Below are 26637 nucleotides of genomic sequence, written 5' to 3'. Positions count from 1 at the left end.
TCACTTGGCGTAGGCGCCGCCGCAGTCGCTGTCCTCGCCGCCGCCCAACTCCAGGGTCGCCAGCAGTGCTGCAGGCGGCGCGATCGAGCCGAGCGCCAGGGCGATCGCGCCACGCAGGCCCAGGCGGGCCATGTCGGGGCGGAAACTGGGATCGGCGAAGGTGCCGCCGATCACCAGCGGCGAGCGCAGCGCGAGGATGCTGCGGTCCTTGGGCCGCGGGCGCAGTTCCAGGTCCAGCGTCTCCTGGCCGAGATCGATGCGGCCGTCGCCGACGATGAGCGTGTCGGTGGTGTCGAATGCCAGCGAGCGGCTTTGCATGACGCCCTTCTGTACGCCGAAATCGGCGAATGCGCAGCGCACCGGAATCTGCTTGTCCTTGCCGATCAGGTACTTCAGGGTTTCGTAGATGTCGATCCCCGCCAATTCGACGAGCATGTTGCTGACCCGGCCCTTGCCCATTCCGACGGCGATGTCGCCGTTGGCGCTGCCCAGCATCGCGGCAACCGAGTTGCCGGTGCCGGCGAGGTTGAAATCGCCGCCGATCTTGCCCACTGCCTGGCTGGCGAGGGCGGTGTCGGGGAACAGGCCGCCCAGGTCGACGCGGCGGACGCTGGCCTGGAGCCGGGTGTCGATGGTGTCGTTGCGCGCATCCATCCGGATGGTCGAGCGGATGTTGCCGCCCGCGACGCCGAAGTTCAGCGGATCGAGCCGGAGCAGCCCGGCCTCGAGCTTGAGGTGGGCATCCATGTCGTCGATCGGCAGTTTGGGGGCATTGATGCGTTGCGCACGCAAACGCACGTCGGCGTCCATCGAGCGCAACTTGCCCAGTTCATAGGGGGTGTCGGGAATCACCTTGCCCTTTGCGGCCAGCGCCTGTTCGCGCTGGACGAGTTCGGGATCCAGTGGGGTATCGCCTTCGGCGTCCGGGGTGCCGCCGATGAAGCCGGCCAGATCATCGAAATCCAGGCGCCTGGACACCAGGTCGGCCTTCAGGAACGGTCGCTCGCCGCCGACGGTGAAAGCGGCCGACCCGCCGAGGTCGCTCTGGCCGACCTTGCCGGTGAAGCCATCGTAATGCCAGGTCTGGCCGTCGCGAGTCAGGCGCCCGTCGAGGGCGTAGGGCGGGGTGTCGGGCAACGCGACGCCGACCAGTGGGTACAGATGGTCCAGGTTGCGGCCCGACAGCGCGAACTGCAGGTCGAAGTCGCGCAGTTCGAACGGCGCGGTGAGGCTGCCGCGCGCGTGTGCGTGGGTCGTGCCCGCCGACGCGCGCAGGTCGAGGTGGTAGGGCTTGTCTTCGTCCTGCAGCGCGAGCGGCGACTCGGCCACGCCTTCGAGCGTGAAGCGATTGCCGCTCCACTGGCCGTCACCGTCGATCGCAATCGCCGGCGCCGCGTCGGCGCCCGCGCGCGAGGGCCGGCTGGCCAGGCGTACATCGACGCGGGTCTTGCTCGGTGCGTCGACAAAACGCAGGCGCCCATCGTCGACCCAGAGACGGCGGATCTGCATCGGCTCGCCGTCGCCATCGCCCATGTCGAGCGTCCAGTTGCCGCCACCGCCGTCGGGATTTGTCTCGAGCAGCAGGACCGGGCGCGCCAGGCGAATCTCGGGCAGTCGAATGCGGCCACGCAGCAGCGGGAAGACCTCGACCTGCAGCTCCAGCCGGTCTGCCGCGGCCATGGTCCTGTCCTTGGCCCAGTCGGCGTTGGCGAAACGCAGGCGGTCCGCACGCACGGTGGTCACCCGACCCAGGTCGACATCGAGGTCGCCGCCGATCTGCAGCACGCGTCCTGTCTGCGCGTGGACGATGCGCTCGACCGGGCGTTTGAACCAGTTCCAGTCCCAGAAGATGATCAGCAGCAGCACCAGGACTGCGATCACCCCCAGCACGATGCGCCCTGGGTGTCCGGAGAACGCGCCGCGCAGGCGTGCGGCGGGCGGACGCTGCGGCGGTACGGCAGTGGGCGTGGAATCGGTCATCGCGGCTCGCATCCTGTTTGCGAGGCACCATCCCGCCGGATCGATCAAGCCCGGGTGAATCCGTTGCGGCGCGTTCAGCGCCCGGCTGCGCGGTTCAGCGTGCCGGGACGACCTGCGCCAGCACCGCGACGTAGTGGCAGACGCTGCCGGCGATGCAGAACAGGTGCCAGATCGCATGCGCGTAGGGAATCGACTCGCGCATATAGAAGAACGTGCCCAGGGTGTAGAACACGCCGCCGGCGATGATCCAGCTCAGCGTCCAGGTATCGAGCGCGGCGGCGACCGGGCCGATCGCAATCACCACCAGCCAGCCCATCGCCACATAGATCGCGGTCGACAGGCCACGGAAGCGGCCGGTGTAGAACAGCTTGAAGACCACGCCGGCCAATGCCAGCGTCCAGATGGTGCCAAACAGCCACCAGCCCAGTGTGCCGCGCAGCCCGATCAGCGTGAACGGGGTGTAGGTGCCGGCGATCAGCAGGTAGATCGCGCAATGGTCGAACACCTTCAGCCGGCCCTTGAGGACCGGATGGTGGACGGCGTGATAGAGCGTCGAGGCCAGGTAGAGCAGCAGCAGCGTGACGCCGAAGACGATCGAGGCGCCGAGCTGCCAGCCGTTGCCGAACAGCGCGGCGAGCGTGATCAGCACTGCGCTCGCCGCCAGTGCGGCGGTCGCGCCGAGGCCGTGGGTCAGCGCGCTGGCGAATTCCTCGCGCTTCTCGCGGAGCGACAGGGCGGGGGAGGGCATGATGGGTGTCCGGCGGGGGAGGGACCGACCGGATTATGACCCCCGCGGCGCGGTCCTGTCAGACCGCGCCGGTCGAGCCGGCCGTCAGACGGCCGGCATCGCGTGCGCATGCTCGCGCGTGGCCAGGAACTCGACACCCGGTGCGCGCTCTTCGGCCAGTTGCAGGTTCACCCGGGTCGGCGCCAGATAGACCAACTGGTCGGCCGCGTCGATCGCGAGATTGCCTGCGTGCTTGTCGCGGAAGTCCTCGAGCGTCTTGGGGTCGCAGCGGATCCAGCGCGCAGTCGAGACCTGCACCTGCTCGAAGATCGCGTCCACGCCGTACTCGTCCTTGAGCCGGTAGGCGACCACGTCGAACTGCAGCACGCCGACCGCGCCCAGGATCAGGTCGTTGCTCATCAGCGGCTTGAAGAACTGGGTCGCGCCTTCCTCGCTGAGCTGCGCCAGGCCCTTCTGCAACTGCTTGAGCTTGAGCGGGTCACGCAGGCGCGCACGGCGGAACAGCTCGGGCGCGAAGTTGGGGATGCCGGTGAAGGCGATCGGTTCGCCTTCGGTGAACGTGTCGCCGATCGAGATCGTGCCGTGGTTGTGGATGCCGATCACATCGCCCGGATAGGCCTCGGCGGCGATCTCGCGGTCGCTGGCCATGAACGTCAGCGCATTGGCGAGCTTGAGCTCCTTGCCGCTGCGCGCGTGGAAGGCCTTCATGCCGGCGGCGAACCGACCCGAGCACACGCGCATGAACGCGACCCGGTCGCGGTGCTGCGGGTCCATGTTGGCCTGGATCTTGAACACGAAGCCGGTCAGTTTGTCTTCCTGCGGCGCCACCGTACGCGTGGTGGTCGGCCGCGGTTGCGGCGGCGGTGCGTGTTCGACGAAGAAATCGAGCAGCGGCTGCACACCGAAGTTGTTGACGCCCGAGCCGAAGAACACCGGCGTCTGCCGCCCGGCGCGATAGGCCGCAAGGTCGAACGGATGGCTGGCGCCCTGCACCAGCTCCAGTTCGTCGCGCAGGTCGGCCAGCATCGCCTCGCCGATCCGCGCGGCCAGGCCGGGCGCGTCCAGCGACGGGAAGATCGTCGAGTCCTGGCGGGTGAAGTTGCGTCCCTGCTCGTAGAGGTGCACCTCGCCGGTGAGCAGGTGCACGACGCCCTTCAGGCGCTGGCCCATGCCGATCGGCCAGGTCACCGGGGCGCACTGGATGCCGAGCACCCGCTCGACCTCGTCGAGCAGGTCGACCGGGTCCTTGCCCTCGCGGTCGAGCTTGTTGATGAAGGTCATGATCGGTGTGTCGCGCATGCGGCACACCTCCATCAGCTTGATCGTGCGCTCCTCGACGCCCTTGGCGACGTCGATGACCATCAAGGCCGAATCGACCGCGGTCAACACGCGATAGGTGTCCTCGCCGAAGTCGGCGTGGCCGGGCGTGTCGAGCAGGTTGACGATGCGGCCCTCGTAGGGGAACTGCATCACCGAACTGGTGACCGAGATGCCGCGCTCCTTCTCCAGCGCCATCCAGTCGGATGTCGCATGGCGGGCGGCCTTGCGCCCTTTGACCGAGCCGGCCATCTGGATCGCACCGCCGAACAGCAGCAGTTTCTCGGTGAGGGTGGTCTTGCCGGCGTCGGGATGCGAGATGATCGCGAAGGTACGGCGGCGGGCGGCTTCGGTGGCGACGTCGGGCATGCAGGCGGCGCACGCGCGCGCGTGCGGTCTCGAGGCTTCAGGGAGCCGGCGATTATACGCGGCGGGTCGGTTCAGTCCGGTGGAGGCGCGGAGAAGCGCAGGATTCCGCCGGGGCCGAACATGCGGAACGGCAGCGATTCCAGGCGCAGGCCGCGGTTGGCCTGGACCGCGAAATGCAGGTGCGGGCCGGTGCTGGCGCCGGTGTCGCCGGAAAAGCCGAGGATCTGGCCGCGGCGCACGCGCTCGCCCGGCGCGACGATCACGCCGCCGCGCTGCAGGTGCGCGTACAGCGCCATCGTGCCGTCGTCGTGCAGCACCCGCACGAAGTTCGCGCGGGCCGGGTCGTCGTGCGCCGTGCCGATGCGCGTATTGCCCCCGATCGCGACCTCGGTCTGCATGACGGTGCCGTCGCGCGCGGCCAGGACCGGCGTGCCTGCGTCGACCGCGAAATCCACGGCGTAGGCGTGCTCGGGGGCGCGATGGCTGAAGCCACCGCCGAAGCCCTGGGCGACCCGCAGCGGGGCGCCGCGCAGCGGGTAGCCGTACTCGACATCGCGCGGGCGCGCGCCGGGATGGCCGGGCACGGCGGTGAGCGCGAGAGTGACCGCACTGTCGGCGGCATCGGGCAGCCAGGCCACGAGCGTGCGGCCATACGCCGGGACGGTCGCCCGGGCCGGCAGCGGCGGATCGCTGCCCGGCGTCGCGCCGTCGGCGGTCAGCAGCACTTCCACCGGGCCGGCCAGGGTGTTCTCCGCGACGATGCCCACGCGCCTGCCAACGGGCTGCCGCTGCAGCCGGACAACTGGCGGCACGGCGGTTCCCGGCGACCACTGGGTGGGAGCGGGCGGCGATGCCGGCCATGCGCCAGTGGACGGCGTCTGGGCCGAAACGACGGCCGGTGACAGCGCAAGCGCCAGGCCCGCAAGGCCGCTGGCGAGCGCGGCACCGACTGTCGGGCCGCGGGGGCTCGCGCGCCGGGCCTGACCGGGAGGAGGGAAGCGGCGCATGCACTCGATTATGCCGGGCCATCGCCCGTCGGCTATTGGCCTGGTGTTCCTGGGCGCCGGCGGCATCGGTGGCGCAGCGGCCGATCCGCGGCATCGCTCCGTACAAATTCCATCTCTGCATCCGGATGAAGCGATTGACATCGTGGGTGGGCGCTGGCAACCTGCGCGACATCCATCGAGACCGGCGGAGGGACAGGCCCTTTGATGCCGGGGCAACCTGATGGGATCCGCGCGCTGCGCGGGCCCCGTCGCGGTGCCAAGTCCTGCGGGGACCTGTGCGTCCACCGGAAGATGGTCGTGTGTCGCTTCGACATCGAGGCAACGCATCCGCCGAGTCGGCGGCTTCCGGCATCCCCCGCAAGACGCGATGGTCCGTTCCCACCTGGACATCGCCATGAGTCTTGTCGACACCGCGCCCCGCTATTTCGATGCCGGTCCCGATCCGGCCTTCTTGCCCACGTCGCCGCCCTCCAACGCCGCGACCGAAGACCGCGCCGTGCGCGGCCGCATCGATATCGCGCTGCCGATGCGCCACGCTGGGCTGCGCCACGTCGGCCTGCGCTACGAACTGCGCGGCAGGCCAGGTGCGCCGGTGGTGTTCGTGGCCGGCGGGATCTCCGCGCATCGCCATGTCGCCTCGAGCGCTTCGTATTCCGAGCCGGGCTGGTCCGAGACGCTGGTCGGGAAGGGACGTGCGCTCGACCCGGCGCGTGCGCAGGTGCTGGCCTTCGATTTCATCGGCGCCGACGGCGCGCTCGATGCGCCGATCGACACCGCCGACCAGGCCGATGCGATCGCTGCGCTGCTCGACGCGCTCGACATCCCGGTGCTGCACGCCTTTGTCGGCTATTCCTACGGTGCGCTGGTCGGACTGCAGTTCGCGGTGCGCCACGGCGGCCGGCTGCAGCGGCTGGTCGCGGTCAGCGGCGCGCACCGCGCACATCCCTATGCCGCCGCGTGGCGTGCGCTGCAGCGCCAGACCGTCGCGCTGGGGCAGTTGCAGTGCGCCGACGCGCAAGGCCTGTCGCTGGCCCGGCAGTTCGCGATGCTCAGCTACCGCACGCCCGAGGAGTTCGCCGAGCGCTTCGACGCTGCGCCCGAGGTCGTCAACGGCCGCGTGCGCGTGGCGGCCGAGGACTATCTCGACGCCGCCGGTGCGCGCTACGTCGCTCGCACACCGGTCGCCGCGTGGCTGCGGTTGTCCGAATCGATCGACCTGCATCGGATCGAGCCGGCGCAGATCCGGGTGCCGACGACCGTCGTCGCGGTCGAGGGTGACCGGCTGGTACCGCTGGCCGACGCGGTGACGCTGCTCGAGGGCCTTGGCCCGCACGGCCGGCTGCGCGTGCTGCGCTCGCCCTACGGCCATGACGCCTTCCTCAAGGAAACCGATCGCATCGACGCCATCCTGGCCGTCGCCCTGCGCGACACCGACCACGGAGATCCCGCATGAGCATCCAGAGCCCGTCCTTCGATCCGGCCGCGTGTCGCCCCGGCACACGCGCGGTGCGCGCCGGCATCGACCGCGATCCGGCCTACGGCGCGGTGACCCCGCCGATCGTGCTGTCGAGCAACTTCAGCTTCGAGGGCTTCGACCGCAAGCGCGAGTACGACTACACGCGCAGCGGCAACCCCACCCGCGACCTGCTCGGCGAGGCGCTGGCCGCGCTCGAGGGCGGCGCCGGCGCGGTGGTCACACCGACCGGCATGGCCGCGATCACGCTGGTGCTCAATACACTGTTGCAGCCCGGCGACCGGCTGGTGGTGCCGCACGACGCCTACGGCGGCAGCTGGCGGCTGTTCGATGCGCTGGCACGCAAGGGGCATTTCGAACTGGTCACCGCCGATCTCACCGACCCGCGCGCGCTGGCCGATGCGCTGGCCCGCGGGCCGAAGCTGGTGCTGATCGAGACGCCCTCCAATCCCTTGCTGCGCATCACCGACCTGCGTTTCGTCATCGAGGCCGCGCAGCGCGCCGGTGCGCTGACCGTGGTCGACAACACCTTCCTGTCGCCGGCGCTGCAGCGGCCGATCGCGTTCGGCGCCGACGTGGTGCTGCATTCGACCACCAAGTACATCAACGGGCACAGCGACGTCGTCGGCGGCGCGGTGGTCGCGCGCGATGCCGAGGTGCACGCGCAACTGGCGTGGTGGGCGAATGCGCTGGGCATCACCGGCTCGCCGTTCGACAGCTTCCTGACCCTGCGCGGGCTGCGCACGCTCGATGCGCGGCTGCGCGTGCACCAGGAGAACACCGCCGGCATCGTCGACTTGCTGGACGCGCATCCGACGGTGGCGAAGGTGCACTACCCGGGCCTGGCCTCGCACCCCGGGCACGCGGTCGCCGCGCGCCAGCAGTCGGGATTCGGCGCGATGCTGTCGTTCGAACTGTCGGGTCCCGATCCGCGCGCGGCGGTGCGCGCGTTCGTCGACGGTCTGCAGTACTTCACGCTGGCCGAGTCGCTGGGCGGCGTCGAGAGCCTGGTCGCGCATCCGGCGACGATGACCCACGCCGCGATGAGCGCGCAGGCGCGCGAGGCGGCCGGCATTTCCGAGGGCCTGTTGCGGCTGTCGGTCGGCATCGAGGCGCTCGACGATCTGCTCGCCGACTTGCAGGCAGCGCTGGCGCGCGCGGCCACGGTCGCCGGCCAGGCGCCGGCGATCCGCGCCGGAGCCGACGCATGAGCACGGTCGTGGCCCTGCGCCGTGCGCGCCGGACGCAGCCGCAGCCCGCCCGGCTCGCATTGCTGGGCACCGGCACCGTCGGCAGTGCCTTCGTCGCGCGCTATCAGCGGCTGGCCGCGCAGGGCGTGGCGCTGCCGGCCGTGGCACGGATCTGCAACTCGCGCACGCAGATCGCCTGCGGCGACGATCCGGTGGCGGTGCTCGAACAGGCGCGCATCGCGGCGAGTCGGCGCAACGGCTTTCCGCCCTGGGCCGAGGGTGAGAGCCCGCGGCCGGGCGATATCGTCGTCGATGCGACTGCCAGCGAGACCGTCGCCGACTGGCATCCCGAGTGGCTGGCGCGCGGCGTGCACGTGGTCACCGCCAACAAGCTCGGCACCGGCGGCGAGCTCGGCCGGGCGCAGGCGATTGCCGAGGCGGTCGGCAGTGAAGGCGGCGGCCGCTACGGCGACAGTGCCACGGTCGGCGCGGGGCTGCCGTTGCTGCGCAGCCTGCGCGCGCTGGTCGCCGGCGGCGACCGCATCCACGCGGTCGAGGGGGTGCTGTCGGGGTCGCTGGCCTGGTTGTTCGCCCGGTTCGACGGTAGCCGCCCGTTTTCGACGTGGGTGCAGGAGGCCCGCGCCGCCGGCTTCACCGAGCCCGATCCGCGCATCGATCTGTCGGGCGAGGACGTGCGCCGCAAGCTGCTGATTCTCGCGAGGGCGTCGGGCCTGCCGCTGTCCGCGCACCAGGTGGCGGTCGAATCGCTGGTGCCGCCGGCGTTGGCCCGATGCGCTGCCGCAGCGCTCGATGACGGCTTCGCCGAGCTCGATGCCGCGCTTGAGGCGCGCTGGACCGCCGCGTCCGCTGAAGGGCTGCGGCTGTGCGTGGTGGGGCGTTTCGATGCGGTTGGTGGTGCCAGCGTCGGCCTGCGTGCGCTGCCCGTGCTGCACCCCCTGTGCGCAGGCGGCGGGACCGACAACCGTGTGGCGATCCACAGCGACCGCTACCGCGAACAGCCGCTGGTGATCCAGGGCCCGGGCGCTGGCGCGGAGGTCACCGCGGCCGCGCTGCTCGACGATGTCCTGGCCTGCACGCGGCGCTGACCCGCGACAAGGGTGGGGCAAGCCCTAGATGGGGTTGGCCCGGATGGCGGCAGGCTGAACGGCGCGCTGGAATGGCGTCATTCAGTTTCCATGTCGATCACAGGGGTATCCCATCATGTCCAACCCATCCTCCTTGAGCATGTCCGTCTCGTTGAGCGTCAGCGGCCAGTTGCCGTCGACACAGAGCTCGGCCAGCACCCAGCGCACCGCCGACGGCCGTGTGCAGTTCGAGAACGACAACTACCGCATCACCGCCGGCGACAACGACGAGGTGGTGGTGTTCAACAAGAACACGGGTGAGAACTACCGGATCTGGGGCGATCCCCACGTCGAGATCGACGGCAAGCACGCCTTCGATTTCTGGGGCCAGACCACGTTCCTGCTCGACGACGGGACCAAGGTCACGATCGAGACCACGCCGTGGGAGCAGGGCGGCAATGGCGCGACAGTGGCCTCGGTGGTGACGATCACCGACGGCGACTACGGCGTGCAGATCTCCGGCGTCGACAGCAACACCTACGGCGACCTGTCGTTCCAGGAATTCGCCGGCGGCGGCCGGCTGCTCGATGCCGCCGTGCGCGACGGCAATGTGCTGCTGGAGAACGAGAACGGCAGTGGCTTCATCGCCGTCGACCAGAACGGCAACATCCAGAATGTCGACCAGGCCTTCATCAATGCCACCGACGAGCTGAAGAACGGCGGCCCGAACTTCCTGGCCCATTTTGCCGAGATCTTCTCGTTCTTCACCGGCCTGATGTCGATCGGTTTCAACGGCGGCCTGGCGCTGGGCAGCGACAACCCCGACCGTGCGCCCGAGCCGAACGCCCAGCCGGTGCCGTGGCAGTTCAGCCTGACGCTGTCGATCCGCGCCTGATCCACGCGTCTCCCAAAACGGCGTGCCGCGACCGCGGCGCGCCGTTTCCGTTTGCGGTAGGCAAGGCGCCGCGCAGGCGGCTCAGCACTCGATGACGTTCACCGCCAGACCGCCGCGCGAGGTTTCCTTGTACTTGTCGCGCATGTCGCGGCCGGTCTCGCGCATCGTGCGGATGACCTTGTCCAGGCTGACCTTGTGCTTGCCGTCGCCGCGGAAGGCCATGCGCGAGGCGTTGATCGCCTTCACCGCCCCCATCGCATTGCGCTCGATGCACGGAATCTGCACCAGGCCGCCGATCGGATCGCAGGTCAGGCCCAGGTTGTGCTCCATCCCGATCTCGGCGGCGTTCTCGATCTGGCTCGGTGTGCCGCCCAGCGCCGCGGTCAGTCCGGCGGCCGCCATCGAGCAGGCCACGCCGACCTCGCCCTGGCAGCCGACCTCGGCGCCGGAGATCGAGGCGTTCTCCTTGTAGAGGATGCCCACCGCGGCCGCGGTCAGCAGGAAGTCGAACACGCCCTGCTCGTTGGCATTGGGGATGAAGCGGTCGTAGTAGTGCAGCACCGCCGGCAGGATGCCGGCCGCACCGTTGGTCGGCGCGGTGACCACGCGTCCGCCCGCCGCATTCTCCTCGTTGACCGCGAGCGCGTAGAGATTGACCCAGTCGAGTACGGTCAGCGGGTCGCGCATCGCCGCTTCGGGCTTGGCGGCGAGCTCGGCATGCAGCGCTGGCGCGCGGCGGGTGACGTGCAGCCCCCCTGGCAGGGTGCCGCCCTCGCGGATGCCGCGCGCGACGCACGACTGCATCGCCGCCCACAGTTCGCGCAGGCCATCGAGGATCTCGGTCTCGCTGCGCCAGACTTTTTCGTTCTCCAGCATCAGCCGGGCGATGCCCAGACCGCTGTCCTGCGCCTGGCGGATCAGCTCGTCGCCGCTGGCGAACGGGTAGGGCACCTGGGTGGTGTCGGCGACGATGCGGTCTTCGGCCGCCTCGTCCTGGTTGACGACGAAGCCGCCGCCGACCGAGTAGTAATCGCGCGTGGCGATCACCGCATCGTCGGCACCGTAGGCGGTGAAGCGCATGCCGTTGGTGTGGAACGGCAGCTTCTGGCGCTTGTTCATCACCAGATCGCGCTTCTCGTCGAAGTCGATCTCGTGGGTCCCGCCCAGCCGCAGCCGGCGTTCGCCGCGGATGCGCGCCAGCGCATCGGGGATGATGTCCGGGTCGATGCGGTTGGGCATGTGCCCTTCCAGCCCCATCATCAGCGCCTTGTCGGTGCCGTGGCCGCGGCCGGTCAGCGCCAGCGAGCCGAAGACCTCCGCGCGCACGCGCACGACCTCGTGCAGGCGGCCGGGCTCGGTGAGCCAGCGCGCGACGAAGCGGGCACCGGCGCGCATCGGCCCGACGGTGTGCGAGGAGCTCGGCCCGATGCCGATCTTGTAGAGGTCGAAGGTGCTGACAGCCATCGCGCTATTCTACGGCCCGCTTCCCGTTTTATGCCTGACGCGACGCCGCATGACGACCCCGGCCCTGATCCTGTACCAGCGCGACGACTGTCATCTGTGCGATCTCGCGCTCGAGGTGCTGGCGCAGGCGCGCGCGCCTGCGTTCGACAGCGTCTTCATCGATGACGACGACGCGCTTGAGACGCGCTACGGCAACCGGGTGCCCGTACTGCACGATGCCACGCGCGGCGTCGAACTGGACTGGCCGTTCGACGCCGACGCGGTGCGGCGGATGCTGGCCTGACGGCGGGCGGCGCGACGTCAGTTCGCAGGCTTGAGGTAGACCCGGGTGGCGACCGCGATTTCGTCGGGGATCGTGCCGGTGTCGGCCCATTCGCCGCCGCCGACGCCGAAATCCAGGCGACGCACGGTCGCCCGGCCCGAGAGCAGCGGGCGCGGGCCCGGGGTCCAGGTGAAGGTCAGCGTGACCGGCTTGCGCACGCCGCGCAGCGCGAGCTCGCCGTCGGCGGCGTATCGGCCGTTGCCCAGGTCGCGGAACCGGGTCGCGGTGTAGGTCGCCTGGGCGAAGCGGGCGGCATCGAAGAACGACGCGCCGCGCATCTCGCCGTCGTAGTCGTCGTTGCGGGTGGTCGCGGTCGCGATCGGGATCGTCACTTCAAGCTTCGCGCCGGTCAGGTCGGCCGGATCGAACGCGAGCGTCGTGCGAAAGTCGGGGAACGTGCCGGTGAACACCTCGCCCTGGTACTTGCCGGCGAAGGCCAACGACGAGCCTGCGGCCTGCACGTAATCGGCGGCGGAGGCGGAGAGCGGCATCGCGACGGCGAGCGCGGCCGCGAACAGAAAGCGGGGAGCGAGGGGCATCGGTCAGTCCTGGGGTGAGGGTGGGGAGGCAGAGCGTAACCATCCACGCGGCAGCATCCGTGCCAGCGTGGCATCGCGCAGGAACAGGTGGTGATACAGCGCGGCTGCCGCATGCAGCAGCGCCAATGCCACCAGCGTCCAGAACAGCAACTCGTGCGCCTGGCCGGCCAGGCCGCGCAAGTCCGGGCTGCGCGCGACCAGCGCCGGCAGGTTGAACAGGCCGAACCACTGCAGCGGGTAGCCGGCGGCCGAATTGAACGTCCAGCCGCTGAGCGGGATCGCCAGCAGCAGCGCGTACAGCAGCCAATGCGTGAGCGTGGCGAGGCGGTCCTGCCAGCGCGGGGTGCCGGGGACCGGGCGTGGCGCGCCGGCGAACAGCCGCCAGGCCAGCCGCAGTGCCGCGAGTGCGAGGATCGTCAGGCCCAGCGATTTGTGCAGCGCATAGACCTGGACCTTGGTCGGGCTGGGCCGCATGTCGCCCATCGTCAGGCCGATGATGCCGACCGCCAGGATCAGCACCACGACGGTCCAATGCAGCAGTTGACTGACCGCGCCCCAGCGCTCGACATTCTTCAGGGTCATGGGGTGTCGTCTCCAGGCGAGTGGGTGCCCGCCGCGGCGTCGTCCGCATCCGCGTCGGCATCGTCGCGGCCCGCGCCCCGCTCGCGCACTGCTTCGAGTTCGATGCGCAGGCCGACCGTGTCGCCGATCATCGACGGCCAGGCGTCGATCCCGAAGTCCGCCCGCGACAGCTGTGCGGTCGCCGAGAATCCGACCATGCGTCGGAACGGCGGCATCGGGTGGCGACGTGCGGCGTTGAACGTCGCATCGAGCGCGACCTCGCGGGACACGCCGCGCAACGTCAGCGTGCCGTGGACGATGGCATGCGTGGCATCGCGCGGCTCGATGCGGCTGGAGACGAACGTGGCGGACGGATGCTGCTCGGTGTCGAGCAGATTGCGCGCGCGGACGGCGCGGTTCCAGCGGTCGTCGCCGAAGTCGACGCGCTCGAGCGGCACCGAGACCTCGACCCGCGCGCTCGACCAGTCCGCAGGATCGAAGATCAGCGTGCCCTGGCTGCCCGACACCGTGCCGATCGCCTTCGACAGGCCGGCGTGTTCGATGTCGAGCATCACCCGGGTGTGCACCGGGTCGAGCGCGTACTGCACCGGTCGCGCGGCCGCTGGCGCGCAGCTCAGCGCCAGCAGCAGGCAGGGGACAAACAGGCGCCGCGGCAGTCGCATCGTCTCAGGCTCCGGTCGCCGCGGACGGCATGCGTGGATTCTAGGCCCGAATCGCACGGTCGCGCAGCTGCGGCGCCGCTTGCATCCGGGACGATGCGTTGCGAGCATCGCGCGTTGCGGGCAAGGCCGCGGGGAAAGGGATGTCGGGCCCATGTGGAAGCGTGTCGCCGCTCTGGCGCTGATCTGGACGTTCGCCTGCGGTGTCCTGGCCGCGACGCCGGAGATGCCGCGCCTGCGGGTGCTCGGCGTCGCCGACGGCCTGCCCACGTCAGACGTCACCGGCATCGCCCAGGACAGCGACGGCTTCGTCTGGATCGCCACCGCAGATGGCCTGGCCCGCTACGACGGCGCCGGGTTTGTGGTCTGGCAGCATGATCCCGAAGCGGCGGACGCCTTCCCCGGCAACAATCTGCAGGCGCTGCACGTCGACCACGAGGACCGCGTCTGGGTGGCCGCCCAGGAAGGCGGCGTGGCGGTGATGGACCGCGACCGCTCGGCGGGCTTTCGACCCTATCGGATCGACGCCCATCCCGAAGCGCGGCTCGGCGATGTCTGGGATTTCGCCAGCCGCCCGGGCGAGATCTGGATGGGCCTGGGCACCGATGGTGTCTACGGCCTGCGCGCCGATGGCAGCTTCGTGCATCTGCGTCATGATCCCGGCGACCCGCGCACGCTGCCCAGCGACAACGTCGTCAGTCTGTCATTCGACAGCGACGGCATGCTGTGGATCGCGACGATGGCGGGCCTGGCCCGTTACGACGGTCGCCGCGTCTGGCGCGAGCCGCTGCCGGGCGGCGACATGCCGCTGACGGTCACCGACGTCCAGGCGATGGGCGACGAAGTCTGGGCCTCGAGCGCGCGCGGGCTGTTTGTGCGCACGCGCGATGGTCAGTGGCACTGGCGTCCGTGGTCGGGCATGTTCGCCCGCCCCAACAGCGTGCTGTCGATGCTTGCCGATCCGCGCGGCGGCTACTGGCTGGGCACGCGTCGCGGCCTGTGGCGGTTGTCGGAGGATGGGATCCCGACCCCGGTGCCGGTCGGCAGGGACGCCTCGCGGCCGTTTCCGGCGCGGGCGATGTTCCTGCAGCCCGACGGCGCGCTGTGGGCATCGGCGCCGGGCGAGGGCGTCGGCTTCCTGCGCTCGGACTGGCGGCACGTCGCCGAGCTGGTACGCGGAGAGCGCGGCCTGCAGGGCCACGGATACGCGACGATCGCGCCGGCCAACGACGGTGGGCTGTGGCTGGGATCGGAAACCGGCGTCGTGGAACACGTCGACCAGGCGCTGCAGGTCTCCCGGCTCGACGGCACAGCACGCGCGCGCCTGGCCAACCAGCGCATCCTCGGCATGGCCGAGACGCGCAGCGGCGTGTTGTGGATCGGGCATGTCGGCGGGCTGTTCCGGCACGGACCCGACGGCACGCTGAGCGAGTGGGAGGGCGAGCCAGGGACCTCGGTCGCGCACGGCGTGGGCTACAACATCGTGCGCGCCGCCCCCGACGGCACGTTGTGGACCGGCAGCATGGGCGGCTACGGGGTCGAGCACCGCGACGGCGACACCGGCCGCATGCTGTGGCAGGCCGGCGACGATCCGCTGGTCCATGAGGGCGTCTACGGCTTCGACGTCGCGCCCGACAACACCGCCTGGGCGGCGTCCGTTCCGGGACTGGGCTACTTCGACCCGCAGGCCGGTCGGTTCGTGATCGTCAGCGGCGAGCAGCCGTACTACGCGGTCGCGGTGCAGGGCGAGGACACCGTCTGGGCGGCCGGGCGCGACGGCCTGGAGCGCTGGCAGCGCGCGGGCGGGAGCTGGGCGCGGCAGGAGCGGATCGGCACGCGCGAGGGGCTGCCGTCGGTGATGCCGATGGGGCTGGCGGTCGACGTGCGCGGACGGGTCTGGGTCTCCACCCGGCGCGGGCTCTACCGTTGGGATCCGCAGGCCCGGCGCATGCGCCGCTACGGCAGCGAGCACGGCCTGTCGTCGCAAGAGATGCTGTTCCGCTCGATCGCGGTCAGCAGCAGCGGCCTGCTCGCGGCCGGCACCGCGGTCGACTCGGTGGCCATCATCAACACCGCCTCGGAGGAGACCGGTCGGGTGAACGAGCCGAAGCTGCGCGTCCTGGGTCTGGACGTGCGCCGCGACGGGCTGTGGCAACCGCTGGATGGCACCAACCCCGAACTGTTCCCCGACGACCGCGAACTGCGCGTTTCGGCCCGGCTGCTGTCCTACGACGACCCGGGGTCGAACCACTACTGGACCTGGCTCCAGGGGCTGGACACTGGCTGGATCGACCAGGGCGCAAACGGCGACCGGGTGTTCTCGAGCCTACGACCCGGCAACTACGTGCTGCGCATCCGCGCCAGCGACGCCTATGGCAACGCCGCGCCGATGCAGGAACTGCGGTTCCGGGTGTTGCCGCCGTGGTGGCAGACCTGGTGGGCGCTTACCTTGTTGATCTGCGCGATGGGAGTGTTCGCACTGTGGGGCGCATCGATCTATCGCCGGCGTGTGCGGCGGCGCGCGGAACTGCAACTGGCCGGACGCCAGCGCGAACTCGCCGAGCAGGCGTCGCTGGCCAAGAGCCGGTTTCTGGCTACGCTCGGCCACGAGGTTCGCACGCCGATGACCGGTGTGCTGGGCATGAGCGAGTTGTTGCTCGACACGCCGCTCGATGCCCGGCAGCGCGGCTACACCGAATCCATCCGCCGCGCCGGCGACCACCTGATGCGCCTGGTCAACGATGCGCTGGATCTGGCGCGGATCGAAGCGGGCAAGCTCGAACTCGATCCACAGCCATTCGAGCTGCGCGCGCTGATCGAGGACATCGTCTCGCTCTCCGCGCCGATGGCCCGGCACAAGGCGCTGGGCTTTGAGGTCGTCTTCGACGATGGCGTGCCGGCCTGGGTGCACGGCGATGCGGTGCGTGTGCGGCAGATCCTGCTGAACCTGATCGGGAATGCGATCAAGTTCACCGACGATGGGCGGGTGGGGCTGCGAATCGCGCGTCCGCCCGAGGGCCTGCGCTTCCAGATCAGCGATACCGGGCCGGGACTCAGCCCCGAGCAATGCCAGCGGCTGTTCCGGCGCTTCGAGCAGGCCGACGGTGCGCGGACCGCGGCGCGCTACGGCGGCAGCGGCCTGGGGCTGGCGATCAGCCAGGAGCTGTCGCTGGCGATGGGCGGCCGGATCGATGTCGAGAGCACCCTCGGGGAAGGCACCCGGTTCACGGTCGTGCTGCCGCTGGCCGAGGTCGCCACGCCGCCGCGGCGCACGCGCTTCGAAGGCCACGAGCGCATCACTGCGGCGGTCGGGCTGGTGGTCCTGCTGGTCGAGGACGACCAGACCGTGGCCGACGTGATCCGGGGCCTGCTCGAGGCGCAGGGCCACCGGGTCGCGCATGCGATGCACGGGCTCGCCGCGCTGACCGAAGTGCGGACCCAGGTGTTCGACATCGCGCTGCTCGACCTGGACCTGCCCGGCATCGACGGCCTGACGCTGGCCGGCATGCTGCGTGCCCAGGGCTTCGACCGCCCGCTGGTCGCGGTGACCGCGCGCGCCGATGCCGAGGCCGAGCCGGCGGCGCGTGCGGCCGGTTTCGACGGCTTTTTGCGCAAGCCGCTGACCGGCGAGATGCTGGCCGACGCCCTGGCCCAGAGTTGGCGGCCGATCCACGAAGGCGGCGGCCTGGACGACCTCGAGGGCTGAGCGGCGGCTTGGCATCGCCTGCACGGCGGCGTCGCCAGACTGCCGCCATGGCCGCTTCCCGTCCGCCGTCCACCGCCCGCATGCCGAAAGCGCGGCGCGACGACCTCATCCAGTTGCGCCCCGAGGGCCTGTACTGCCCGGCCGGCGATTTCCATATCGATCCGTGGCGTCCGGTGCCGCGGGCGGTGATCACCCATGGCCACGGCGACCATGCGCGCACCGGCATGGGCGCTTACCACACCGCGCGCGCCGGGCTGCCGATCCTGGAGTGGCGCCTGGGCGAGCAGATCTACGTCGCGCACGACTACGGCGCGCCGTTCCAGATGGGCGCGGCGATGGTCTCGCTGCATCCGGCCGGCCACGTGCTGGGCTCGGCCCAGGTGCGGGTGGAGGTCGATGGCGAGGTGTGGGTCGCCTCGGGCGACTACAAGCGCCAGCACGACCCGACCTGCGCACCGTTCGAGATCGTGCGCTGCGACACCTTCATCACCGAGGCCACGTTCGGCCTGCCGGTGTACCGCTGGCCCGACACCGCGGAGGTTGCCGGTGAGATCGAGGCCTGGCGCGCGCAATGCGAGACGCGGGGCGAAGCGGCGGTGCTGTTCTGCTATGCGCTGGGCAAGGCGCAACGCGTGCTGGCCGAACTGGCCGCGCACACCGATCGGCCGGCGCTGCTGCACGGTGCGGTCGCGGCCGGCGTCGAAGTCTACAGGCGCGCCGGCATCGCGATGCTCGACACGCTGCCGGTCGCTGAGACCGACCGGGGCGCGGACCTCGCTGGCCGGTTGATCATCGCGCCGCCATCGGCGGCTGGCAGTGCGTGGATGCGCCGGTTCCGGCGCGCGCAGCAGGGCTTCGCATCGGGTTGGATGCGCATCCGCGGCAACCGGCGCCGCCGCAACTACGATCGCGGCTTCGTGGTGTCCGATCACGCCGACTGGCCCGATCTGATGCGGACCGTGCGCGAGACCGGCGCCGCGCGGGTGATCGCGACCCACGGCAACACCGATGCGATCATCCGCGCGCTGCGCGAAGACGGCATCGCGGCCGAAGCCTTCCGCACCGATTTCGGGGACGAAGAATGAGCGTCGGGCGCAGGAGGGCGGGCGTATGAGGCGTTTCGCCCGTCTGTACCGGGAGCTCGACCGCAGCACTGCCACGCTCGACAAGCGCGCGGCACTGGTCGACTACTTCCGCGACACGCCACCGCACGACGCGGCGTGGGCGTTGTTTCTGCTGGCCGGCGGCAAGGTGGCCGGGGCGGGCCGGCGCATCGCCAACACCCGCGAATTGCGCGAGTGGATCGGCCAGGTCGCAGGGTTGCCCGATTGGCTGGTCGACGACAGCTACGACCAGGTCGGCGACCTGGCCGAGACGTTGGCGCTGCTGCTCGATGACCCCACGGCGCCGGCCGAGGACGTGTCGTTGGCAGACTGGATCGAACGGCGGCTGATTCCGTTCGCCAATCGCGACCCCGAAGTCCGGCGCACGCTGGTGGTCGAGGCCTGGGCCTCGCTGGCCTTCGATGAGCGACTGGTGTTCAACAAATTGCTGACCGGTGCGCTGCGCGTGGGCGTCTCGCAGCGACTGGTGCAGCAGGCGCTGGCGGAGATGAGCGGGTTGGACATCGCGCGCATCGCCCAGCGCATGCTCGGCAGCTGGACGCCAAGCGCGCAGTTCCTGCGTGACCTGCTTTCGCCCGACGAACTGCCCGGCGATCGGCGCCAGCCGTATCCGTTCTTCCTCGCCTCGCCGCTGGAGCAGGCGCTGCGTCCCGACGCGGCGGGCGAGGACGCGGGCACCGATGTCGAGGCGGCTCCCGATACGGATGCTGCGGCACCGGCGCTGGCGAACGATCCCGATGCGGTCGCGCGCGCACTCGGTCCGATCGACGACTGGCTGCTGGAATGGAAGTGGGATGGCATCCGCCTGCAGCTGATCCGTCGCGGCGCGGACATCGCGCTGTGGTCGCGCGGCGAGGAACGCCTCGACGGGCGCTTCCCCGAGATCGAGGCGGCGGCACTGACGCTGCCGCGCGATTGCGTTTTCGACGGCGAACTCCTCGCCTGGCGGTCGGGCGAACCCGCGCCGATGCCATTCACCGCGCTGCAGACCCGCATCCAGCGCCGCAAGCCCGGGCCCAAGACGCTGGCCGACACGCCGGTCCGCGTGCAGGTCTACGATCTGCTTGAACTCGACGGCGAGGACTGGCGCGACCGGCCGCAGGCCGAGCGTCGGGCGATGCTCGAGGCCCTGGTCGCCGCGCACGACGATCCGCGCATCGTGATCTCGCCGCGCGTGGACGCCGCCGACTGGGCGCAGGCCGCCGCGCTGCGCGCCGATGCCCGCGCGCGCGGCGTCGAGGGCTTGATGCTCAAGCGCGCCGACGCCCGCTACCAGGCCGGCCGGCGTCGCGGCGACTGGTGGAAGTGGAAGATCGACCCGCTGACCATCGACGCGGTGCTGATCTACGCACAGGCCGGCCACGGCCGGCGCAGCACGCTCTACACCGATTACACGTTCGCGCTGTGGGACGGCGACGCGCTGGTGCCGGTCGCCAAGGCCTACTCGGGGCTGGACGACCGCGAAATCCTCGCGCTCGACAAGTGGATCCGCGCCCATACCCTGGAGCGCTTCGGCCCGGTGCGTTCGGTCACCGCGCACCACGTCTTCGAGCTCGGCTTCGAGGCGGTCAACCGTTCGAGCCGGCACAAATCCGGCATCGCCGTGCGCTTTCCGCGCATCCTGCGCTGGCGCCGCGACAAGCCGATCGCCGAGGCCGATCGGCTCGAGACCTTGCGGGCGCTCGCGCGGTGACGGCGTCGTCCGGCGATCGCGCTCGGGCTTGGCGCCTGTGGCTGCGTCGTGGTGGGAGCCAATGACGCGGCTGCGCGGCCCCGATGCGCCGCTGCGCGCCTGGTTCGCCGCCCAGGGTTGGCGTCCGGCGCCGTTCCAGCGTGAGGTCTGGCGTCGGTATCTCGCTGGCGAGTCGGGCCTGTTGCAGACCCCGACCGGCAGCGGCAAGACGCTGGCGGCCTTCGGCGGGCCGTTGCTCGAAGCGCTGGCCGCGCGTCGGCGCGCGTCCGGCCGAGCACCGGCGGCCCCGGTGAAGCGCCCCGCGCGCGGTGGCAAGGACGCGGCGCGCAGGCTGCAGGTGCTGTGGATCACGCCGCTGCGCGCGCTTGCCGTCGACACCGTGCGCGCGTTGCGCGCGCCGATCGAGGCGGTCGGCCTGGACTGGACGGTCGCCATGCGCACTGGAGACGCCAGCGCGCGCGACCGGCGGCTGGCGCGCAGCGGCCAGGCCGAGGTGCTGGTGACCACCCCCGAATCGCTGTCGCTGCTGCTGTCCTATGCCGACACCGCGCCGCTGCTGGCGTCCGTGCGCTGCGTGATCGTCGACGAATGGCACGAACTGCTCGGCAACAAGCGCGGCGTGCTGCTGCAGCTGGCGCTGGCGCGGCTGCGTCGGCTCGAACCGGCGCTGCGCATCTGGGGCGTGTCGGCGACGCTCGGCAATCTGGAGCAGGCGCGCGATGCGTTGCTGCCGCATTGTCCGCAGGCCCAGGTGGTCGCGGGCGTGGCGCCCAAGCGTTTCACGCTCGACACGCTGCTGCCCGGCGAGGACGAGCGCTTTCCGTGGGCCGGCCATCTGGGCCTGGCGCAGCTGCCGCGCGTGCTCGAGCGCTTGATGGCCGAGCGCACCAGCCTGCTGTTCGCCAACACCCGATCGCAGGCCGAACTGTGGCACCGCGCGCTGTCGGCGGTATGGCCGGAGGCGCCCGAGACACTGGCGCTGCATCACGGCTCGCTCGACCCGAAGCTGCGGGCGGCCGCCGAGCAGGGCCTGCGCGCCGGCAGCGTGCGCTGCGTGGTCGCCACCTCCAGCCTCGATCTGGGCGTCGACTTTCCCGCCGTCGACCAGGTGCTGCAGATCGGCAGCCCGAAAGGCGTGTCGCGGTTGCTGCAGCGTGCCGGGCGTGCGCGCCACCGCCCGGGCGAGGCCGGCCACGTGGTCTGTGTGCCCACGCATGCACTGGAGCTGGTCGAGTACGCCGCCGCCCGCGCCGCCGTTGCCGCGGGCACCATCGAATCGCGTCCGCCGCCGGTGCTCAGCCTTGATGTGCTGGCCCAGCATTGCGTGACGCTGGCGCTGGGGGGCGGCTTCGAGGCCGACGCACTCTACGAGGAGGTCCGCAGGACCCATGCATTTCGCACGCTCGACCCGCTGGCCTGGCGCGCGGTGCTCGATTTCATCGTCCAGGGCGGCGCGGCGCTGGCGCATTACCCCGACTTCCGCCGCGTGGTGCGCGGCGAGGACGGGGTCTACCGGGTCGAGGACCGGCGCATCGCGCTGCGCCATCGGCTGTCGATCGGCACGATCGCCAGCGACGGCGCGGTGCGTGTGAAGCTGCTGCGCGGTGGTGGACTGGGCTCGGTCGAGGAAAGTTTCGTCGGTCGGTTGCGACCGCACGACCGGTTCCAGTTCGCCGGCCGCACGCTGGAGTTGGTGCGGCTGGAAGACATGACCGCGTACGTGCGCGTGGCCAAGGCGGGCAGCGGCACGGTGCCCAAGTGGCAGGGCGGACGGATGTCGCTGTCGGGCATGCTGGCGCACGAGGTCGAGCGTCTGTTCGCCGGCCCGCGCGATGCGCCGGAGTTGCGCGCGATCGGTCGGCTGCTGGACCTGCAGCAGCGGCTGTCGGCGCTGCCGGCGCCGGGCCGCCTGCTGGTGGAATGGATCCGCGCGCGCGGTGCGCGGCACCTGTTCGTGTTCCCGTTTGCCGGGCGTCAGGTGCATGAGGGCCTGGCCGCGCTGCTGGCGCTGCGCTGGGGGCGCCTGCACGCCAACAGCTTCTCGTTCGCCGCCAACGATTACGGGTTGGTGCTCTCGCCGGCGCAGGAGGTCGAGTTGGACGCGCTCGATGTCGAGACGATGCTCTCGCCCGAGGCGCTGATCGATGACCTGCGCGAAAGCCTGAATCTGGCCGAGCTCGCCCGCCGCCAGTTCCGCGACATCGCCCGCGTCGCCGGTCTGCTGCCGCCGTCGCTGCCCGGACGTGCGCCGCGCTCGATGCGCCAACTGCAGGCCTCCAGCGGCCTGCTGTTCGACGTGCTGCGCCGGCACGACCCCGATCACATGCTGCTGGCGCTGGCCGAGCGCGAGGTGTTTGCCGCGCAACTGGACGTGGTGCACCTGCGCACCACGCTCGAGGACTGCAGTGCCCGCAGACTCGACCTGCACCCGCTGCGGACGTTCACCCCGCTGTCGTTCCCGCTATGGGCCGAGTCGATGCGCGGCCAGCTCAGCACCGAGGACTGGCGCACACGCGTGCAGCGCGCCGCCGCACAACTGGAGCGGCGCAACCGTGGCTGACGGCACTCTGGAGATCGAGATCGGCGGCGAACCGCTGCGGCTGTTCGCCGAGCGTGCGCTGCTGTGGCCGCGGCGGCGCACGCTGGTCGTGGCCGACGTGCATCTGGGCAAGGCGCAGCACTTTCGCGAGGCCGGCATCGCGCTGCCGCGGGGCGGGACCGAGCACGACCTCGAACGGCTCGACAGGCTGATCGAAGCCAGCGGCGCGACGCGACTGCTGGTGCTCGGCGACCTGTTGCACGCGGGTGCGCGCGACGCGCCGTGGCGCGCAGCCTGGCAGGCCTGGCGCGCCGGCCGCCCTGCGCTGTCGGTCGACCTGGTCGGCGGCAATCACGATCGCGCCCTGCGCGCCGCGCCCGAGCTGGCGCGCACGCTCGGCCTGCGCCTGCACGGCGCGCTGTTGCACGAGCCGCCGTTCGCGTTCGTGCATGACGTCGACGACGCGGTTGCGGCCGATGTCGCGGGCTACCGCCTCGGCGGCCACCTGCATCCGGTGGTGCGTCTGCCGGGCCTGCCCCGCTTGCCGGCCTTCGTATTCGCGCACGATGCCGGCCTGCTGCCGGCGTTCACCGCGTTTGCCGGCGGCCTGCCGATCGCACCATCGCCGGGCCTGCGTCTTTATCCCTGCGCGCCGGGGGCGGTGGTGGCGCTGCCGGTGGGTTGACCGTCAGCGCGCGCTGTAGGCGTGCACCTCGTCGACGAGCACCGCGACGTGGTCGGGGTTCATGTCCGGCGACATGCCGTGGCCGAGGTTGAACACGTGGCCGTCGCGCGAGCCCTGGTTGCCGGCGGCGTAGCTGTCGAGCGCTCGCCGCACTTCGCTGCGGATCGCATCGGGCGCGCCGTACAGCGTCGCCGGGTCGAGGTTGCCCTGCAGGGCGACGCGGCCGCCGGTGCGGCGCGCGGCATCGCCGAGCTCGATCAGCCAGTCCACGCCGACACCGTCGGCGCCGGTCTGTGCGAGGTCTTCGAGGTAGGCGGCGGTGCCCTTGCCGAACAGGATCAGCGGTGCGCGGTCGGCGCCGTCGCCGCGCTCGAGCTCCTTGGCGATGCGTGCCAGGTACGGCAGCGAGAACTCGCGGTACATCGCCGGGCTCAGCACGCCGCCCCAGGTGTCGAACACCTGCAGCGCCTGCGCACCGGCGGCGCGTTGTGCGGCCAGGTAGGCGATCACCGCGTCGGTGTTGACCGACAGCAGCGCGTGCAGCGCCTGCGGGTCGTTGAGCGCCATCGCCTTGATGCGCGCGAAGTCCTTGCTGCCACCGCCCTCGACCATGTAGCAGGCCAGCGTCCACGGGCTGCCCGAGAAGCCGATCAGCGGCACCGCACCGTCGAGCTCACGACGGATCAGCCGCACCGCGTCCATCACATAGCGCAGCTCGGTCTCCATGTCCGGCACACCGAGCCGGGCGATCGCCGCGGCGTCGCGCACCGGGTGGCGGAACTTGGGGCCTTCGCCTTCGACGAAGTACAGCTCCAGGCCCATCGCATCGGGGATGGTCAGGATGTCGGAGAACAGGATCGCCGCGTCGAGCGGGAAGCGGCGCAACGGCTGCAGCGTGACTTCGCAGGCGATGTCCGGCTGCTTGGCCATGCCCAGGAAGCTGCCGGCCTGGCGACGGGTCTCGCGGTACTCGGGCAGGTAGCGCCCAGCCTGGCGCATCAGCCAGACCGGCGTGCGGTCCACGGGCTCGCGGCGCAGTGCGCGCAGGAAGCGGTCGTTCTTCAGGGGTGCGGACAAGGCGTTCTTCCTTACTCGGTGCGTCGGCGTGCGCCGCGCGGGCATCAGGGGGCGGGCGGCACCGTCGTTGCGTGTGTGCCGACCAGATGGAAACCGCGCCGCAGCTGGGTGTCGCGCGCACGTTGGAGTGCGCTCAGCGCACTGGGCTCGTCGGCGTACTGCTGGCTGCGCAACTGGCTGCGACCGCCGATCTGCCCCGACTCGCGCACCAGCGTCCAGCCGCCGAGCAGGTCGGGCTGCAGCATCAGCTGGACGAAACGCGCGGCCTCGTGGCCCTGGGCCGGTTGTTGCAGCAGCAGTCGCATGGGCGGCATTGTACGGGGCGCAGGCAAGGCGCGGGCCGCGTTGCGGGGAACGCGGTGTCGCAACGGCGTCAGCCGGTGCGCAGCACGCCGATCACTGCGCTTTCGGGCACGTCGGCCAGCACCTGCGCGCGGCCGGCGCCGGACCAGACGATGAAACGCAGGCCGCCGGCCTGGGCCTTCTTGTCGAGCCGCATGTGCGCCAGCAGCCGTTCGGGATCGAGGCCTGCCGGCAGCGCGACCGGCAGGTCCAGGCGGGACAGCAACGCGGAAAGGCGTGCGGTGTCGTCGGCCGGCGCCAGACCCAGCGCTTCGGACAGGCGCGCGGCGAGCACCATGCCGACCGCGACCGCCTCGCCGTGGTTGAGTCCGTCGTAGCCCTGCTCGGTCTCGATCGCGTGGCCGAAGGTGTGGCCAAGGTTGAGCAGCGCGCGTTCGCCGTGCTCGAAGGGATCGCGCGCGACGATCGCGGCCTTGTGCGCGCAACTGCGCGCGACCGCCTCGGTCAGCACGGCCTCGTCCATGGCCAGCAGCGCTGGTGCTTGGGCATCGAGCCAGTCGAGAAAGGGGGCATCGGCGATCGCGCCGTACTTGACCACTTCGGCCAGGCCGGCGCGCAACTCGCGCGCAGGCAGGGTGCGCAGCGCCCCGGTATCGGCAATCACCGCGCGCGGCGGATGGAAGGCGCCGACCAGATTCTTGCCTTGCGGCAGGTCGACCGCGGTCTTGCCGCCGACCGACGAATCGACCATGGCCAGCAGCGTGGTCGGCAGTTGCACGCAGTCGATGCCGCGCATCCAGCACGCCGCGGCGAAGCCGGCCAAGTCACCGATCACGCCGCCGCCCAGGGCGAACAGGGTCGCATCGCGGCGCAACCGCGCCTGCGCCATCGCGTCGATGACCTGGGTGAAATGGGCCAGGGTCTTGGCCGACTCGCCGGCCGGCAAGACATGGCGATGCACGCGCAGGTCCGGGCGGGCGGCCTGCAGCGCGGCGGCGACCCGGTCGGCGTAGAGCGGGGCGACGTGGCGATCACTGACCAGCATCGCCTCGCCGCCGCGCACGTGACGGGCGAGCAGCGCGCCGTCGTCGAGCAGCGCAGGGCCGATGTGGATGGTGTAGGGGCGTTCGCCGGCGACGGCGACTTCACGAAGCGATGGGGGCATGGGGGATGACTCGGTTGCGCGTGGGGCCTGGCCCGTGGCATCGACGTGGCGCACGCCAGGCGGGGGACGTGGGGATGGCGCGGCGGCGCTCATGCGGCCGGCCGATCCGGTGTCGGGGATGTGGCGGGTCGCCAGTGGGTCTCGACCAGATGGCCGAGCGCGACCGCGGCTTCCGCGCAGCCGTAGACGCCGGTATCGAAGCGCAGATGGGCCGCCTGCGCATACAGCGGTGCGCGCACTTGTGCCAGCCGATGCAGCACGTCGCTGCGATCGTCACCGGCGATCAGCGGCCGTGCCCGGTCGCGGGCCAGGCGGGCGAGCTGGGTGTCGACATCGGCGTGCATATGGACCACGAAGCCGCGCTCGCGCATGCGCCGCCGGTTCTCGGCGTCGAGCACCGCGCCGCCGCCGGTCGCGATGATCTGGCGCGTGCCCTCGAGCACCGCGGCCAGCGTCGCCTGTTCGCGCGCGCGGAAGCCCGCTTCGCCCTCGCAGTCGAAGATCGTGGCGATCGTCGCGCCGGTGCGGACCTCGACCTCGTGGTCGACGTCGACGAACGCCAGCCCGAAGCGGGCCGCCAGACGGCGGCCGATTGACGACTTGCCGGCACCCATCGGACCGACGAGCACGAGGTTGGGGGCGGAATGCATGGCCGAATCCTAGCAGCGGTGCGCCTCGCATCGGTGCCGGTCGCACGTCGTTGCGGGCGCGGGG

At 71.1% G+C, this 26637-nt stretch carries 22 protein-coding genes and 1 riboswitch; of the genes, 10 read left to right on the top strand and 12 right to left on the bottom strand.

What is annotated here, in order from left to right:
• The 4 genes from ABE488_RS02020 to ABE488_RS02005 form a co-directional block, all read right to left on the bottom strand.
• Complete coding sequence (locus ABE488_RS02020) at positions 1-1980, bottom strand: AsmA family protein (protein ID WP_346446893.1); 1980 nt, start codon at positions 1978-1980, stop codon at positions 1-3.
• Positions 1981-2074: 94 nt separating this feature from the next.
• Positions 2075-2728, bottom strand: a complete 654-nt coding sequence (locus tag ABE488_RS02015; protein WP_346445092.1) for a hemolysin III family protein — start codon at positions 2726-2728, stop codon at positions 2075-2077.
• 84 nt (positions 2729-2812) lie between these two features.
• Complete coding sequence (locus tag ABE488_RS02010; RefSeq protein WP_346446891.1) at positions 2813-4414, bottom strand: peptide chain release factor 3; 1602 nt, start codon at positions 4412-4414, stop codon at positions 2813-2815.
• Between the two features lie 71 nt (positions 4415-4485).
• Positions 4486-5226: a M23 family metallopeptidase gene (locus ABE488_RS02005; protein ID WP_346446889.1), complete on the bottom strand. Its 741-nt coding sequence runs from the start codon at positions 5224-5226 to the stop codon at positions 4486-4488.
• A 364-nt stretch (positions 5227-5590) separates the two neighbouring features.
• Positions 5591-5719, top strand: a riboswitch (SAM riboswitch).
• A gap of 96 nt (positions 5720-5815) precedes the next feature.
• Between ABE488_RS02005 and ABE488_RS02000 the strand changes: the two genes are divergently transcribed.
• The 4 genes from ABE488_RS02000 (at position 5816) to ABE488_RS01985 (ending at position 10065) form a co-directional block, all read left to right on the top strand.
• Positions 5816-6874: a homoserine O-succinyltransferase gene (locus ABE488_RS02000; protein WP_346446887.1), complete on the top strand. Its 1059-nt coding sequence runs from the start codon at positions 5816-5818 to the stop codon at positions 6872-6874.
• A complete protein-coding gene (locus ABE488_RS01995) occupies positions 6871-8106 on the top strand; it encodes an O-succinylhomoserine (thiol)-lyase (RefSeq protein ID WP_346446885.1) in 1236 nt (411 codons plus the stop codon). The genes ABE488_RS02000 and ABE488_RS01995 overlap by 4 nt, the downstream gene beginning before the upstream one ends.
• Positions 8103-9191, top strand: coding sequence for a homoserine dehydrogenase (locus ABE488_RS01990; protein ID WP_346445097.1), 1089 nt, complete (start codon positions 8103-8105; stop codon positions 9189-9191). The genes ABE488_RS01995 and ABE488_RS01990 overlap by 4 nt, the downstream gene beginning before the upstream one ends.
• Before the next feature lie 139 nt (positions 9192-9330).
• The gene (locus ABE488_RS01985; RefSeq protein ID WP_346445098.1) at positions 9331-10065 is read left to right on the top strand and encodes a DUF1521 domain-containing protein; all 735 of its coding nucleotides are present in this window, start codon (positions 9331-9333) and stop codon (positions 10063-10065) included.
• Between the two features lie 81 nt (positions 10066-10146).
• Here the strand turns inward: ABE488_RS01985 and ABE488_RS01980 are convergent, their stop codons facing one another.
• On the bottom strand, positions 10147-11529 hold the full coding sequence (locus ABE488_RS01980) for an L-serine ammonia-lyase (RefSeq protein WP_346445099.1): 1383 nt from the start codon (positions 11527-11529) through the stop codon (positions 10147-10149).
• A 49-nt stretch (positions 11530-11578) separates the two neighbouring features.
• Between ABE488_RS01980 and ABE488_RS01975 the strand changes: the two genes are divergently transcribed.
• A complete protein-coding gene (locus ABE488_RS01975) occupies positions 11579-11812 on the top strand; it encodes a glutaredoxin family protein (protein ID WP_346446884.1) in 234 nt (77 codons plus the stop codon).
• A gap of 17 nt (positions 11813-11829) precedes the next feature.
• Here the strand turns inward: ABE488_RS01975 and ABE488_RS01970 are convergent, their stop codons facing one another.
• The 3 genes from ABE488_RS01970 to ABE488_RS01960 are packed head-to-tail and all read right to left on the bottom strand — an operon-like array spanning position 11830 to position 13634.
• Positions 11830-12390, bottom strand: coding sequence for a YceI family protein (locus ABE488_RS01970; RefSeq protein ID WP_346446883.1), 561 nt, complete (start codon positions 12388-12390; stop codon positions 11830-11832).
• 3 nt (positions 12391-12393) lie between these two features.
• The gene (locus tag ABE488_RS01965; RefSeq protein WP_346446882.1) at positions 12394-12972 is read right to left on the bottom strand and encodes a cytochrome b; all 579 of its coding nucleotides are present in this window, start codon (positions 12970-12972) and stop codon (positions 12394-12396) included.
• The gene (locus tag ABE488_RS01960) at positions 12969-13634 is read right to left on the bottom strand and encodes a YceI family protein (RefSeq protein ID WP_346446881.1); all 666 of its coding nucleotides are present in this window, start codon (positions 13632-13634) and stop codon (positions 12969-12971) included. The genes ABE488_RS01965 and ABE488_RS01960 overlap by 4 nt, the downstream gene beginning before the upstream one ends.
• Before the next feature lie 151 nt (positions 13635-13785).
• On the opposite strand from ABE488_RS01960, the gene ABE488_RS01955 reads away from it, so the two are divergent.
• The 5 genes from ABE488_RS01955 (at position 13786) to pdeM (ending at position 23378) form a co-directional block, all read left to right on the top strand.
• On the top strand, positions 13786-17337 hold the full coding sequence (locus ABE488_RS01955; RefSeq protein ID WP_346446880.1) for an ATP-binding protein: 3552 nt from the start codon (positions 13786-13788) through the stop codon (positions 17335-17337).
• A gap of 80 nt (positions 17338-17417) precedes the next feature.
• On the top strand, positions 17418-18422 hold the full coding sequence (locus ABE488_RS01950; RefSeq protein ID WP_346445115.1) for a ligase-associated DNA damage response exonuclease: 1005 nt from the start codon (positions 17418-17420) through the stop codon (positions 18420-18422).
• A gap of 25 nt (positions 18423-18447) precedes the next feature.
• Positions 18448-20154 carry an ATP-dependent DNA ligase gene (locus tag ABE488_RS01945; RefSeq protein WP_346446879.1) on the top strand — a complete coding sequence of 569 codons (1707 nt, stop codon included), beginning with the start codon at positions 18448-18450 and terminating at the stop codon, positions 20152-20154.
• A 61-nt stretch (positions 20155-20215) separates the two neighbouring features.
• Positions 20216-22714, top strand: a complete 2499-nt coding sequence (locus tag ABE488_RS01940) for a ligase-associated DNA damage response DEXH box helicase (protein WP_346446877.1) — start codon at positions 20216-20218, stop codon at positions 22712-22714.
• Positions 22707-23378, top strand: a complete 672-nt coding sequence (gene pdeM, locus ABE488_RS01935; RefSeq protein ID WP_346446875.1) for a ligase-associated DNA damage response endonuclease PdeM — start codon at positions 22707-22709, stop codon at positions 23376-23378. Before ABE488_RS01940 ends, pdeM begins: the two co-directional genes overlap by 8 nt.
• A gap of 3 nt (positions 23379-23381) precedes the next feature.
• Here the strand turns inward: pdeM and hemE are convergent, their stop codons facing one another.
• The 4 genes from hemE to ABE488_RS01915 all read right to left on the bottom strand — a co-directional run bounded on the left by hemE (position 23382) and on the right by ABE488_RS01915 (position 26573).
• On the bottom strand, positions 23382-24500 hold the full coding sequence (gene hemE / locus ABE488_RS01930) for a uroporphyrinogen decarboxylase (protein WP_346446873.1): 1119 nt from the start codon (positions 24498-24500) through the stop codon (positions 23382-23384).
• Entirely contained in the window at positions 24500-24760 is a 261-nt protein-coding gene (locus ABE488_RS01925) for a WGR domain-containing protein (RefSeq protein WP_346446871.1), read from the bottom strand. The genes hemE and ABE488_RS01925 overlap by 1 nt, the downstream gene beginning before the upstream one ends.
• A 68-nt stretch (positions 24761-24828) precedes the next feature.
• A complete protein-coding gene (aroB, locus tag ABE488_RS01920) occupies positions 24829-25923 on the bottom strand; it encodes a 3-dehydroquinate synthase (RefSeq protein WP_346446870.1) in 1095 nt (364 codons plus the stop codon).
• An 89-nt stretch (positions 25924-26012) separates the two neighbouring features.
• Positions 26013-26573, bottom strand: a complete 561-nt coding sequence (locus ABE488_RS01915; RefSeq protein WP_346446868.1) for a shikimate kinase — start codon at positions 26571-26573, stop codon at positions 26013-26015.
• Positions 26574-26637: the final 64 nt, after the last annotated feature.

This window comes from Luteimonas sp. TWI662 (assembly GCF_039673825.1).
Taxonomy (GTDB): domain Bacteria; phylum Pseudomonadota; class Gammaproteobacteria; order Xanthomonadales; family Xanthomonadaceae; genus Luteimonas.
This window is presented reverse-complemented; position numbering and strand designations above follow the sequence as displayed.

Excerpts from the sequence above, each read along its gene's own strand:
- ABE488_RS01980 (WP_346445099.1), bottom strand. The coding sequence starts at position 11,529 with ATGGCTGTCAGCACCTTCGACCTCTACAAGATCGGCATCGGGCCGAGC.
- aroB (WP_346446870.1), bottom strand. The coding sequence starts at position 25,923 with ATGCCCCCATCGCTTCGTGAAGTCGCCGTCGCCGGCGAACGCCCCTAC.
- ABE488_RS01940 (WP_346446877.1), top strand. The coding sequence starts at position 20,216 with ATGACGCGGCTGCGCGGCCCCGATGCGCCGCTGCGCGCCTGGTTCGCC.
- ABE488_RS02000 (WP_346446887.1), top strand. The coding sequence starts at position 5,816 with ATGAGTCTTGTCGACACCGCGCCCCGCTATTTCGATGCCGGTCCCGAT.
- ABE488_RS02015 (WP_346445092.1), bottom strand. The coding sequence starts at position 2,728 with ATGCCCTCCCCCGCCCTGTCGCTCCGCGAGAAGCGCGAGGAATTCGCC.
- ABE488_RS01970 (WP_346446883.1), bottom strand. The coding sequence starts at position 12,390 with ATGCCCCTCGCTCCCCGCTTTCTGTTCGCGGCCGCGCTCGCCGTCGCG.
- ABE488_RS01915 (WP_346446868.1), bottom strand. The coding sequence starts at position 26,573 with ATGCATTCCGCCCCCAACCTCGTGCTCGTCGGTCCGATGGGTGCCGGC.
- hemE (WP_346446873.1), bottom strand. The coding sequence starts at position 24,500 with ATGCCCGCGCGGCGCACGCCGACGCACCGAGTAAGGAAGAACGCCTTG.
- ABE488_RS01975 (WP_346446884.1), top strand. The coding sequence starts at position 11,579 with ATGACGACCCCGGCCCTGATCCTGTACCAGCGCGACGACTGTCATCTG.
- ABE488_RS01950 (WP_346445115.1), top strand. The coding sequence starts at position 17,418 with ATGCCGAAAGCGCGGCGCGACGACCTCATCCAGTTGCGCCCCGAGGGC.
- ABE488_RS01960 (WP_346446881.1), bottom strand. The coding sequence starts at position 13,634 with ATGCGACTGCCGCGGCGCCTGTTTGTCCCCTGCCTGCTGCTGGCGCTG.
- ABE488_RS01925 (WP_346446871.1), bottom strand. The coding sequence starts at position 24,760 with ATGCGACTGCTGCTGCAACAACCGGCCCAGGGCCACGAGGCCGCGCGT.
- ABE488_RS01945 (WP_346446879.1), top strand. The coding sequence starts at position 18,448 with ATGAGGCGTTTCGCCCGTCTGTACCGGGAGCTCGACCGCAGCACTGCC.
- ABE488_RS02020 (WP_346446893.1), bottom strand. The coding sequence starts at position 1,980 with ATGACCGATTCCACGCCCACTGCCGTACCGCCGCAGCGTCCGCCCGCC.
- ABE488_RS01985 (WP_346445098.1), top strand. The coding sequence starts at position 9,331 with ATGTCCGTCTCGTTGAGCGTCAGCGGCCAGTTGCCGTCGACACAGAGC.
- ABE488_RS02010 (WP_346446891.1), bottom strand. The coding sequence starts at position 4,414 with ATGCCCGACGTCGCCACCGAAGCCGCCCGCCGCCGTACCTTCGCGATC.
- ABE488_RS01955 (WP_346446880.1), top strand. The coding sequence starts at position 13,786 with ATGTGGAAGCGTGTCGCCGCTCTGGCGCTGATCTGGACGTTCGCCTGC.
- ABE488_RS01995 (WP_346446885.1), top strand. The coding sequence starts at position 6,871 with ATGAGCATCCAGAGCCCGTCCTTCGATCCGGCCGCGTGTCGCCCCGGC.
- ABE488_RS01990 (WP_346445097.1), top strand. The coding sequence starts at position 8,103 with ATGAGCACGGTCGTGGCCCTGCGCCGTGCGCGCCGGACGCAGCCGCAG.
- ABE488_RS01965 (WP_346446882.1), bottom strand. The coding sequence starts at position 12,972 with ATGACCCTGAAGAATGTCGAGCGCTGGGGCGCGGTCAGTCAACTGCTG.